This window comes from Acidovorax sp. HMWF018 (assembly GCF_003061035.1).
GTDB classification, from domain to species: domain Bacteria; phylum Pseudomonadota; class Gammaproteobacteria; order Burkholderiales; family Burkholderiaceae_C; genus Acidovorax; species Acidovorax delafieldii.
This window is the reverse complement of the sequence record NZ_QAIM01000513.1, coordinates 1-11,537: the sequence shown is the minus strand read 5'-3', so window position 1 is coordinate 11,537 and position 11,537 is coordinate 1. Positions and strand designations below refer to the sequence as shown.

Genomic DNA, 11,537 nt, shown 5'->3' with positions numbered 1-11,537 from the left:
GTCTTGGGTTGAGGAGGCGGGAGACCGAGGTAAGCCACCGCCACAACGAAACCGCCGCGCTGTGAGCGCGGCGGTTGGGTGGGCATCAGCAAAGTGTTTGGCTCTCGGTAGTCCTGCGGCCTTTCCGGGCCCCTTGTGGACGACTTTTTGTGCCAAACAGGCACCATGTGCTAGAGGAATATACCTAAGGTGCTATCGAAAGAGTAGCATTCAGGCGTGCCTCTTTAACTCAATCCCCAGCTCAGCGTGGTGCCAGGCGAATGGCACCGTCCAGGCGGATCACCTCGCCATTGAGCATGTCGTTTTCGAGGATGTGGCGCACCAGCTTGGCGTAGTCCTGGGGGGTGCCCAGGCGGCTGGGGAAGGGCACGCCAGCGGCCAGCGCATCCTGCACTTCCTGCGGCATGCCAAACAGCATGGGGGTGCCGAAGATGCCGGGGGCAATGGTCATGTTGCGGATGCCGTTGCGCGCCAGGTCACGGGCAATCGGCAGGGTCATGCCGACCACGCCGCCCTTGGAGGCTGCGTAGGCGGCCTGGCCGATCTGGCCGTCGTAGGCGGCCACGCTGGCCGTGGAGATCAGCACGCCACGTTCGCCGGTGGATTCCGGCTCGTTCTTGCTCATGGCCTCGGCGGCCAGGCGGATCATGTTGAAGCTGCCGATCAGGTTGACCGTGATGGTCTTGCTGAACAAGGCCAGCGCATGCGCACCGTTCTTGCCCACCGTCTTCTCGGCGGGTGCGATGCCGGCGCAGTTCACCAGGCCCACTAGTTTGCCCAGCGACACGGCCTTGGCCACCACGGCCTGGCCGTCTGCCTCGTTGCTCACATCGCATTTCACGAACGCGCCGCCGATTTCCTTGGCCACGGCTTCGCCTTTTTCTGCCTGCATGTCGGCAATGACCACGGTGCCGCCCTGGGCGGCCAGCATGCGTGCCGTGCCTTCGCCCAGGCCCGAAGCGCCGCCGGTGACGATGAATACCTTGCCTTGGATGTCCATGGTTGTCTCCAGTAAGTGACGTTAACGTAAACGTCAATTATGGCGCATCTCCTCACCGTGCTGAACGCGAAAAAAAGCCCGGACCAGGCCGGGCTTGTGGTGGGTGAGGGCAGGGGCAGCTTACTGGAAGCCCACGCGGTCCAGCATCTGCTGCACCTTGGTCGTGTTGGCGCCCACCGCGCTGATCGGGATGGTCTCGCTCTTGAAAGGCTTGCCGCCAGTCATGGCCTTGAGGGCCGGGTTGTCCAGTGCGACGCCCTTGGCAGCAGGCCACTCGTTGTTGCCGTTTGCAAAATAATTCTGTGCCTCGGGGCTGGCCAGATATTCGAGGAATTTGATGGCGTTGGCCTGGTTCTTGGAGTGCTTGGCCACCGCGCCGCCGGCGATGTTCAGGTGCGTGCCCCAGGATTCCTGGTTGGGGAACACCACGCCCACCTTGTTGACCACAGCCACGTCTTCGGGCTTGTTGGAGCGCATCATGCGCGCCAGGTAGTAGGTGTTGGTCACGGCGATGTCGCACTCACCCGCAGCCACGGCCTTGATCTGGTCGGTGTCGCCGCCCTTGGGTGGGCGGGCCAGGTTGGCCACCATGCCCTTGAGCCAGGCTTCGGCCTTCTGTTCGCCCATGTGTTCCGTTACAGCGCCGAACAGGCTCAGGTTATAGGGGTGCGAGCCGGAGCGGATGCACAGCTTGCCCTTGTTCTTGGGGTCACCCAGTTCTTCGTAGGTGTCCACATCGGCCTTCTGCATCTTGACCTTGTTGTAGACGATGACGCGCGCGCGGGTGGACAGGCCAAACCAGGAGATGCCGCCGTCCGCTGCCGGCTGGCTGCGCAGATTAGCGGGGATGGCATCGTTCAGCACCTTGGACTGGATGGGCTGAAACAGGCCATCGACCTCGCCCTTGTACAGGCGGGCTGCGTCCACCAGCAGGATCACGTCGGCGGGCGAGGCGGTGCCTTCGGCCTTCAACCGGGCCAGGATGCCGGCATCGTCCGCGTCCACGCGGTTGATCTTTATGCCCGTGGCCTTGGTAAAGCCGGTGTACAGCGCTTCGTCGGTGGAGTAGTGGCGGGCCGAGTAGAGGTTGACCACTTGTTCCTGGGCGTGCACGGCGCCTGCAGCGGCGGCCAGGGCACAAGCGCTCAGCAAGGCTTTCACAGTCTTCGACATGGATTGCGTCTTTCGGGGTTAAAACTGCGTCAATGATAAAGCAAACGCGAATTATTCTTGATCAATGTCTTGCGCAAAGGCCGGATTTCGGGTCCGGGTTTGAGGTGGCGCAAGGGCCGCATGCCGTGGATGCCGGACCACCGTAAAAAGATCGGTTCGCCGCGCGGGCCCGTTCCCACGCTTGCGGCCTGTGGGTTGTCAGGCCAAAAAAAAAGCCCGGTCGTAAAACCGGGCTTTAAAAGGATCCTTGAAACGGGGGTTTCGAGAGGATCCAAGGAGACAACTGAGGCGCTGTAGACAAGGTCAGCAGCGCATGGGTTGAATTATCAGGGTATTCCCTGGGCACGGCCTAGAGGTTGCACTCCAGACCGCAGGTAGGGCGATTAACGCTTGCGGGGAGCGGCCGTCTTGGCAGCGTTGGCAGCGGTGTTGGCCACGGCGTTGAAGTTGGCTTCAGCCACATCAGACGCTTGCTTCACAGCCTTTTGTACCGACTCAAACGCGTTGTTGGCGGCAGACACGGCGCTCTTCATCACGGCCACAGCGGTTTCGGAACCGGCGGGGGCGTTCTTGGCGGCGCTGTCCACCAGGTTGGTGAAAGCCTTCTGTGCGTCGGTGGCCTGGGCTTCGAAAGCCTTGCCGAACTCAGCGCCCGTGCCCGATGCGATGTCGTAGAGGTGACGGCTGTAAGCGGCGGTCTTTTCAGCCAGGGGCTGGAACAGGCCAGCTTGCAGGGCCAACAGTTCTTGTGCGTCCTTCACGCCCAGCACGGCTTGCGTGTGGTTGGCGGCTTCGGACAGGGCAGCGCGCGAAGCGGTCACGTTCAGTTCGACCAGCTTTTCCACGCCTTCGAAAGCCTTGGTAGTCAAGCCAAACAGGGTTTCGATGTTGGCCTTGTGGGATGCCAGGATTTGTTCTGCGGTCAGCGACATGTCATATCTCCTAAAAATGAGGGCCCAGGGGGCCGGGTGGTTCACAGACATCTGCGCTGACCTTGACCTGTTGGCCATGTTGCAGTGCAGCATGGGTTGAATTTTAGGGACTTGCAGCGCTATTGCAAGGGCTTTTTGTTGCACTGCAGCAAATTAGACACGATCACCCAGAAATCCCCGGCTTGCCACAATCGTGTCATGCACGCCTACTACGCCGACCACTTCGTGTTGCCTTTGCCGGATGGTCACCGCTTCCCCATGGCCAAGTACCGCATGCTGCGCGACCGGATCGCCCAGCACCTGCCTGGCGTGCTGTTGAAAGAAGCCCTGCCAGCATCAGATGAGGCACTGGTGCGCGTGCACAGCCCGCAGTACATCGACGCCATCGCCCAGGGCACGCTGGTGCCCGCCGCGCAGCGGGAGATCGGGTTTCCCTGGAGTCCTGCCATGGTAGAGCGCGCTCGCCGCTCGGTGGGCGCTACTCTGGCGGCCACCCGCGCCGCTTGGCGCGAGGGTGTGGCTGGCAACCTGGCTGGTGGCACCCACCACTCGTATGCCGACAAGGGCAGTGGCTTTTGTGTGTTCAACGATGTGGCGGTGGCTGCCCGGCAGGCACAGGCCGATCACCTGAACGATGGATCGGGCTGGCCGCTGCAGGTGGCGGTGATTGACCTGGATGTGCACCAGGGCAATGGCACGGCCCACATCTTTCAGGGAGACGACAGCGTGTTCACCCTGTCGCTGCATGGTGCACGCAACTTTCCGTTTCGCAAGGAGCCGAGCGACCTGGATGTGGAATTGCCCGATGGGTGTGCTGATGATGAGTACATGCACGCGCTGGACCAAGCTCTGGAGACGCTGGACCATCGCTGCAAGCCGGATCTGGTGTTCTATCTGGCGGGGGCGGACCCCCATGTGGGCGACCGACTGGGGCGTCTCGCCGTCACCCACGACGGGCTGGAGGCACGCGACCGGCGGGTGTTTGACTGGGCCTGGCAGCGGCGCATTCCCACGGTGTTCGTGATGGCGGGCGGCTATGGTAACGACCTGGAAGACACGCTGCAGGCGCAGCTCACCACCTGGCGCGTGGCCTGGCAGTACCACCAGCGCTGGCAGAATGTGCGGCCATGACCTCTGCCGCCAGCTCCTCTCCTGTCGCTTCTTCCGCGTCGGTCCGCCCGGCTCCGCAGCCGCGCAGCGCCTACCGCGTGTTCCGCCCCATCACCACACGCTGGGCCGACAACGATGTGTATGGCCATGTGAACAACGTCGTGTACTACAGCTGGTTTGACACGGCGGTGAACGCCCACCTGATCGACCAGGGCGTGCTGGACATCCATGCGGGCCAGACCATCGGCCTGGTCATCGAGACCCAATGCAATTACTTCGCGCCGCTGGCGTTCCCGCAGACGGTGGAGGCGGGCATCCGCGTGGCACGGCTGGGTGGCTCCAGTGTGCGTTACGAGGTGGGCCTGTTTGCGCAGGGCGAGCCGCTGACGGCGGCGGCGGGGCACTTCATCCATGTGTACGTGGACCGCGAAACCCGCCGCCCGGTGGCCGTGCCAGATGCATTGCGCAATGTGCTGCAGGCGCTGGTCATGCCTGGCTAATGGGTCGTTGATTGGCGGTTGATCGGCGGCCGCATGCCGTTGCCACTGATTTGATAGCACCAAGCGCTGGCGCAATTTGCACTTGGGCCCTGAACAGCCTGAATTTCCGGCAGCGGCTGAACCCTGGCTGACGCCGCCCGCAGTGCCGCGCACCGGGCGCCGTGATGGCCTACACTTTGCGGCTTTATCGTCCGGTCTGCGGCCGGAGCATCGCGTGCCCAGCGTGCGCGGTTTCTGAGGCGTGCCCTGTCCATGATCATCACCAGCCTGCTCGACACCGACCTGTACAAGTTCACCATGATGCAGGTGGTGCTGCATCAGTTTCCCGGGGCGCAGGTTGAGTACAAGTTCAAGTGCCGCAACCCCGGCGTGCAGCTGGCGCCGTTTGCCAACGAGATCCGCGACGAAATCCGTTCGTTGTGCAGCCTGCAGTTTCAGGATGCCGAGCTGGCCTACCTGCGATCGCTGCGATTCATCAAGAGCGACTTCGTGGACTTTCTGGGCCTGTTCAAGCTCAACGAAAAGTACATCACCGTGGTGCCCCAGCACAACGGCGAAATCGACATCACCATCCGCGGGCCCTGGCTGCACACGATCCTGTTCGAGATCCCGGTGTTGGCCATCATCAACGAGGTGTACTTTCGCAACACGCAGAAGGTGCCCGACTTTCCGGAAGGCCGCCGCCGTCTCGACGCCAAGATTGCGCTGCTGCAGGGCGAGGGCCTGTCCGACCTCAAGATTGCCGACTACGGCACGCGCCGCCGCTTCAGCCGCGCCTGGCACGAGGAAGTGCTGCGCGTACTGGTGGCACGCCTCGGCACCGGGGACCGCCGTCCGGGAGCGCCCGCAGGCCCCGGGCAGTTTGCGGGCACCAGCAACGTGCTGTACGCGATGAAGCTGGGCGTGACCCCCCTGGGCACCATGGCGCACGAATATCTGCAGGCCTGCCAGGCGCTGGGCCCGCGGCTGCGTGACAGCCAGGTGTTTGGCTTCGAGATGTGGGCCAAGGAATACCGGGGTGACCTGGGCATTGCGCTGTCGGACGTGTACGGCATGAGCGCCTTCCTGCGCGACTTCGACCTGTATTTTTGCAAGCTGTTCGATGGCGCCCGCCATGACAGCGGCGACCCGTTTGCCTGGGGTGAACGCTTGCTGGACCACTACCGCAAGAACCGCGTGGACCCGCTGACCAAGACGCTGATCTTCAGCGATGCGCTCACCATCCCGCGCACCATCGAGCTGTACCAGCAGTTCCGGGGTCGCTGCCAGCTCGCGTTTGGTATCGGCACCAACCTGACCAATGACCTCGGCAGCCCGCCTGCCCATGAGCCCTTGCAGGTCGTCATCAAGATGACGCGCTGCAATGACCAGCCTGTGGCCAAGCTGTCGGACACGCCGGGTAAGGGGATGTGTGATGACGAGAAGTACCTGGCCTACCTGCGCCAGGTGTTTGATATCCCTTCGCCGGTGTGACCGTGCCCCGCAGGTGCCATGGCCCTGCGTCCCCTGATTTTTAGCAATGAGACGGAGACAAGAACCATGAAATTTTCGCGCGGGCTGGCAGTGGCCGGCCTACTGGCGGCGTTGCCGGGACTGGCACTGGCGGCCGATATTGATGGCAGTGCGTTGTCAGTGCTGTGGGGCGTGCCCTTTGCCGGCATTCTGCTGTCGATTGCCTTGATGCCGCTGTTGGCGCCCATCTTCTGGCACCACCACTTTGGTAAGGTCGCAGCCGGTTGGGCGCTGGCTTTTCTGGTGCCGTTTGCGCTGGTGTTTGGCCCGGGCGCGGCGGGCGCGAGTTTTGTGCACGCGCTGGTGGCCGAATACATTCCGTTCGTCATCCTGCTCACCGCGCTGTTTACCGTGGCAGGGGGCATCTACATCCGGGGCAACCTGCACGGCAGCCCGGCGCTCAATACGGCCATCCTCGCTATTGGCGCGGTGCTCGCCAGCGTCATGGGCACCACGGGAGCGTCGATGCTGCTCATCCGCCCGTTGATCCGCGCCAATGACAACCGCAAGCACACGGCGCATGTGGTGGTGTTTTTCATCTTCATCGTGTCCAACGCCGGGGGCTCGCTCACACCCTTGGGTGACCCGCCGCTGTTCCTGGGCTTCCTGAAAGGGGTGGACTTCTTCTGGACGGTGAGCCACATCTTCCCCGAGACCCTCTTTTTGGTGGGCTCGCTGCTGGCCATCTTCTTCGTGATGGATTCCTGGTACTACCACCGGCGCGAAGAGGTGCTCAGGGCCGACCCCACGCCCGACACCAAAGCCATCGGTTTTGACGGTAAGGCCAACTTTGCGCTGCTGGGCGTGGTGGTGGCGCTGGTGCTGCTCAGCGGCCTGTGGAAGTCGCAGGTGGCGTTCACCATCGCCGGGGCCGAGGTGGGGCTGCCCGGCATCGTGCGGGACGTGGGCCTGATCATCGTTGCGCTGGTGTCCCTGCGTATCACGCCCAAGCAGGTGCATGAAGACAACCAGTTCAGCTGGGGCCCCATGCAGGAAGTGGCCAAGCTGTTTGCGGGCATCTTCCTCACCATCATTCCGGTCATTGCCATGCTCAAAGCGGGCGTCAATGGCCCGTTTGGTGCCGTGGTGTCTGCCGTCACGCGGCCAGACGGCACACCCGACCCGGCCATGTACTTCTGGGCGTCCGGGCTGCTCAGCTCGTTCCTCGACAACGCGCCGACCTACCTGGTCTTCTTCAACACCGCCGGGGGCGCCCCGGCCGTGCTGATGACCACCCTGGCCCCCACGCTGGCCGCCATCTCGGCGGGCTCGGTGTTCATGGGCGCCAACAGCTACATCGGCAATGCGCCCAACATGATGGTCAAGGCCATTGCCGAAGACCGGGGCGTGAAGATGCCCAGCTTCTTCGGCTACATGCTGTGGTCGGGGGGCATTCTGGTGCCGCTCTTTATCGTCATGACTTTCATCTGGTTTAGATAGTGAACATCCCCCTGAGCGGCTGCGCCGCTTCCCCCTTCTCTCGCACCGCTGCGCGCTGCGGGAAGGGGGACGCCGCCCTCGCTGCAGGGCGGCCTTTGCTCGGCGGCCACTGGCTTGGACCACGCCAGTTTCATAGGCCGACGTGCGTTGCGAATAGTTTGGAGATTGAAGACTTATGAGCAAACCCCGCATCCTGGTCGCCCGCGCGATCTTTCCTGACATCGTGGAACGCCTGCGCGAGCACTTTGACGTGGAGGCCAACCCTGACGACGTGATCTGGACCCCGCAAGAGCTGGCTGCGCGCCTGGCCGACAAGGACGGGGTGCTGACCACCGGCAGCCAGCGCATCGATGCCGCACTGCTGGCCGCTGCGCCGCGCCTCAAGATCTGCGCCAACATGGCGGTGGGCTACAACAACTTTGACGTGGACGCCATGACGGCGGCTGGCGTGCTGGGCACCAACACGCCTGACGTGCTCACCGAGACCACCGCCGACTTCGGCTTTGCATTGCTGATGGCCACGGCCCGCCGCATGACCGAGAGCGAGCATTACCTGCGCGCCGGAAAGTGGACCAAGTGGAGCTATGACATGTTCGCGGGCAGCGACATCCACGGCAGCACGCTGGGCATCATCGGCATGGGCCGCATCGGACAGGGCATTGCCAAGCGCGGCGCGCACGGCTTTGGCATGAAGGTGGTCTATCACAACCGCTCGCGCCTGTCGCCCGCGCTGGAGGCCGAATGCAAGGCCACCTACGTAGGCAAGCATGAGTTGCTGCGCACCGCAGACCATGTGGTGCTGGTGGTGCCCTACACGGCAGCATCGCACCACACCATTGGCGCGGCCGAGCTGGCGCTGATGAAGCCCACGGCCACGCTCGTCAACATTGCGCGCGGCGGCATCGTGGACGATGCTGCGCTGGCGGTGGCCCTGCGCGAGCGTCGCATTGCGGCGGCGGGGCTGGATGTGTTTGAGGGTGAACCCAGCGTGCACCCCGACCTGCTGACAGTGCCCAACGTGGTGCTCACGCCGCACATTGCCAGCGCCACGGTGCCTACCCGGCGCGCCATGGCCAACCTGGCGGCGGATAACCTGATTGCCTTCTTTGACGGGCGGGGGCCGCTCACGCCGGTGAATCAGCCCTCCACCCTGCGCTGATGCGGGATTTTGGGCCCATTCGACCGGATGCGCTAGTCAATCATGCGCTGATAGCTATCAAAAACATAGTAAACCTTGGCCACTGACACACTTGTTCTCTTGGCGGCGCTGGCACTGGCGCTGGTCCTTCTCGTGGTGCTCTTGTTGCGCCGTCCCCGCGTGGACCTGCCGCCCGAGTGGCTGGCACGCCTGCAGTCGCTGGAGCAAACCACACAGGCGACGCAGATTGCAGTGGCCAAGAATGATGGCGCGCTGGACGGTATGGGGCAGCAGCTGCGTGGCTTTACCCAGACCACGCAGTCCACGCTGGAGACACTGCGCCATGCCGTGGACGAACGCCTGGCCCAGGCCGTGGCCGAATCCCGCAACGGCCGCGCCGAGCTGTTGGCTGCCTTTGGCGTATTCGAGGCGCGGCTGGAGCAGCGCCTCACGGCCCTGGATGCGGCCACGCGCCTCACTCTCGATTCGCTCAAGAGCGACACCCAGTCGCAGCTGGGAGTGATGTCGCAAGCGCTCAAGGACCAGCTCGAAGCCAACGGCTTTCAGATCAAGAACCAGTTTGCGGTGCTGCAAGACGCCGTGTCGCAGCAGCTTACCGGGCTGGTGCAGGGCAGCCAGCACAACGCCGAGCAGCTGCGCACCGCCCTCAACGAGCGCCTGGCCGCCATCCAGGCCGACAACGCCACCAAGCTCGAAGAAATGCGCCGCACGGTGGACGAAAAGCTGCACGCCACGCTGGAGCAGCGCCTGGGCGAGTCGTTCAAGCTGGTGAGCGACCGGCTCGAACTAGTGCACAAGGGCCTGGGCGAAATGCAGACCCTGGCGGGCAGCGTGGGCGACTTGAAGCGCGTGATGACCAACGTGAAGTCGCGCGGCACCTGGGGCGAAATGCAGCTGGGCGCCATCATCGACAACGTGCTCACGCCCGACCAGTTTGCGCGCAACGTCAAGACCGTGCCGGGCAGCGATGAGCTGGTGGAGTTTGCGATCCGCCTGCCCGGCAAGAGCGACGAGCATCCGGTGTGGCTGCCCATCGACTCCAAGTACCCCGTGGAGCAGTACCAGCGCCTGCTGGACGCGCAGGACGCGGCCGACAAGGCAGCCATTCAGTCGGCAGGCAATGCGTTCGAGACGTCGATCAAGCTGGAGGCCAAGAAGATCTTTGCCAAGTATGTGTCGCCCCCACACACCACCGACTTCGCCGTGCTCTACCTGCCCACCGAGGGGCTGTTTGCCGAGGTGATGCGCCGCCCCGGCCTGGTCGAATCCGTGCAGAACGAGTGCCGCGTGATGATCACCGGCCCGGCCAACCTGGCCGCCATGCTCAACAGCCTGCAAATGGGCTTCAAGACACTGGCGATCGAAAAGCGCTCGTCCGAGGTGTGGAGCCTCTTGGGCATGGTCAAGACCGAGTTCGCCAAGTTTGGCGACGTGGTCGAGGCCACCAAAAAGTCCATTGACGCCGCCGCCAAGAAGTTTGACGAGGTGGGGGTGCGCACCCGCGCCATCCAGCGCAAGCTGCGGGATGTGCAGGACCTGCCTGCGCCCGACACGGCCGTGCCGCTGGCAGGGGCGAGTCCATCGGCATTGCCTGGTTTGGATTCCGAGGACGACCTGCCGTGAACTGGGCCCTGGCGCGCCTGATTGCGGGGCAGATCTGCGTGCACGCCTGCATGGCGGGCATGCGACTGGCGGCGCCACTGCTGGCGCTGCGCGAGGGCCACAGTGCAGCAGCCGTGGGGGTGTTGCTGGCATTGTTCGCACTCACGCAGGTTTTTCTGGCCTTGCCCGCCGGGCGCTATGCAGACCGGCACGGCTTGAAGCGCCCCGTGGGCTACGCGGTGGCCCTTGCATCGGCAGGGGCTGCGCTGGCGCTGGTGTTCCCCGTCTTTCCGGTGTTGTGTGTGGCTGCGTTGATGACCGGTGGCGCCACCGGGGCTGCCACCATTGCACTGCAGCGCCATGTGGGGCGCGCTGCGCACGACGCCACGCAGCTCAAGCAGGTGTTCAGCTGGCTGGCCATCGGGCCTGCGGTGTCCAACTTCATCGGGCCTTTCTGCGCGGGGCTCATGATCGACAACGCGGGCAGTGCTGCGGGCAGTACCGAGGGCTATCGCGCCGCCTTTGCCCTGATGGCGGTGTTGCCCCTGCTCACCTGGTTCTGGGTGCGAGACACGGTAGAGCTACCGCCCGTGATTGCCGCCGCGGGCGGCCCCCCGCAGCGCGCGTGGGACTTGATGAACGAACCTCCGTTTCGCCGCTTGCTGCTGGTCAACTGGATCTTGTCCTCGTGCTGGGACGTGCACACATTCGTGGTCCCGCTGCTGGGGCACGAGCGGGGCCTGTCGGCGTCCGTCATTGGCTCCATCCTGGGGGCGTTTGCGATTGCCGCTGCCGTCATCCGCGTGCTCATGCCCATCGTGGCAGAGCGCCTGCGCGAACGGGTGGTGGTGGCGGGCGCCATGGTCGCTACGGCTGTGCTGTTTGGCGTCTACCCGCTGCTGCACAGCGCGCTGGCGATGGGCGCGTGTTCGGTGCTGCTCGGGTTTGCACTGGGCTCGGTGCAGCCCATGGTGATGAGCCTGCTGCACCAGATCACGCCGCCGGCCCGCCATGGCGAGGCGCTGGGCCTGCGGCTCATGGCCATCAACGCATCCAGCGTGCTCATGCCCATGCTTTTTGGCTCTGCGGGGGCCGTGATTGGGGTGGGA

Annotated in this window: 10 protein-coding genes; 7 read left to right on the top strand and 3 right to left on the bottom strand. The window is 64.0% G+C overall.

Going from position 1 to position 11,537, the window contains the following annotated elements; translation table 11 throughout:
- Positions 1-241 precede the first annotated feature (241 nt).
- From DBR23_RS21840 to DBR23_RS21830, 3 genes are all read right to left on the bottom strand, one after another.
- Complete coding sequence (locus tag DBR23_RS21840) at positions 242-1,000, bottom strand: 3-hydroxyacyl-CoA dehydrogenase (RefSeq protein WP_015014461.1); 759 nt, start codon at positions 998-1,000, stop codon at positions 242-244.
- A gap of 120 nt (positions 1,001-1,120) precedes the next feature.
- A complete protein-coding gene (locus tag DBR23_RS21835) occupies positions 1,121-2,173 on the bottom strand; it encodes an extracellular solute-binding protein (RefSeq protein ID WP_056746389.1) in 1,053 nt (350 codons plus the stop codon).
- A gap of 383 nt (positions 2,174-2,556) precedes the next feature.
- Entirely contained in the window at positions 2,557-3,105 is a 549-nt protein-coding gene (locus tag DBR23_RS21830) for a phasin family protein (protein ID WP_056063715.1), read from the bottom strand.
- A gap of 198 nt (positions 3,106-3,303) precedes the next feature.
- Here DBR23_RS21830 and DBR23_RS21825 point away from each other — a divergent pair, with 198 nt between their 5' ends.
- From DBR23_RS21825 to DBR23_RS21790, 7 genes are all read left to right on the top strand, one after another.
- Positions 3,304-4,236 (top strand): histone deacetylase, encoded by a 933-nt coding sequence (locus tag DBR23_RS21825; RefSeq protein ID WP_108499574.1) that lies wholly within the window; start codon positions 3,304-3,306, stop codon positions 4,234-4,236.
- Positions 4,233-4,715 (top strand): thioesterase family protein, encoded by a 483-nt coding sequence (locus tag DBR23_RS21820; RefSeq protein WP_099730488.1) that lies wholly within the window; start codon positions 4,233-4,235, stop codon positions 4,713-4,715. The genes DBR23_RS21825 and DBR23_RS21820 overlap by 4 nt, the downstream gene beginning before the upstream one ends.
- A 252-nt stretch (positions 4,716-4,967) precedes the next feature.
- On the top strand, positions 4,968-6,188 hold the full coding sequence (gene pncB, locus DBR23_RS21815; RefSeq protein WP_056063706.1) for a nicotinate phosphoribosyltransferase: 1,221 nt from the start codon (positions 4,968-4,970) through the stop codon (positions 6,186-6,188).
- 66 nt (positions 6,189-6,254) lie between these two features.
- Positions 6,255-7,667, top strand: a complete 1,413-nt coding sequence (locus DBR23_RS21810; protein WP_108499573.1) for a sodium:proton antiporter — start codon at positions 6,255-6,257, stop codon at positions 7,665-7,667.
- Between the two features lie 175 nt (positions 7,668-7,842).
- Positions 7,843-8,826: a D-glycerate dehydrogenase gene (locus DBR23_RS21800; protein WP_108499572.1), complete on the top strand. Its 984-nt coding sequence runs from the start codon at positions 7,843-7,845 to the stop codon at positions 8,824-8,826.
- A gap of 75 nt (positions 8,827-8,901) precedes the next feature.
- Positions 8,902-10,449: a DNA recombination protein RmuC gene (gene rmuC / locus DBR23_RS21795; RefSeq protein ID WP_108499571.1), complete on the top strand. Its 1,548-nt coding sequence runs from the start codon at positions 8,902-8,904 to the stop codon at positions 10,447-10,449.
- Positions 10,446-11,537, top strand: a 1,092-nt coding sequence (locus DBR23_RS21790; protein WP_108499570.1) for an MFS transporter, incomplete at its 3' end; no start/stop codon positions are given. The genes rmuC and DBR23_RS21790, both read left to right, overlap by 4 nt.

Excerpts from the sequence above, each read along its gene's own strand:
- DBR23_RS21840 (WP_015014461.1), bottom strand. The coding sequence starts at position 1,000 with ATGGACATCCAAGGCAAGGTATTCATCGTCACCGGCGGCGCTTCGGGC.
- DBR23_RS21835 (WP_056746389.1), bottom strand. The coding sequence starts at position 2,173 with ATGTCGAAGACTGTGAAAGCCTTGCTGAGCGCTTGTGCCCTGGCCGCC.
- DBR23_RS21830 (WP_056063715.1), bottom strand. The coding sequence starts at position 3,105 with ATGTCGCTGACCGCAGAACAAATCCTGGCATCCCACAAGGCCAACATC.
- DBR23_RS21825 (WP_108499574.1), top strand. The coding sequence starts at position 3,304 with ATGCACGCCTACTACGCCGACCACTTCGTGTTGCCTTTGCCGGATGGT.
- DBR23_RS21820 (WP_099730488.1), top strand. The coding sequence starts at position 4,233 with ATGACCTCTGCCGCCAGCTCCTCTCCTGTCGCTTCTTCCGCGTCGGTC.
- pncB (WP_056063706.1), top strand. The coding sequence starts at position 4,968 with ATGATCATCACCAGCCTGCTCGACACCGACCTGTACAAGTTCACCATG.
- DBR23_RS21810 (WP_108499573.1), top strand. The coding sequence starts at position 6,255 with ATGAAATTTTCGCGCGGGCTGGCAGTGGCCGGCCTACTGGCGGCGTTG.
- DBR23_RS21800 (WP_108499572.1), top strand. The coding sequence starts at position 7,843 with ATGAGCAAACCCCGCATCCTGGTCGCCCGCGCGATCTTTCCTGACATC.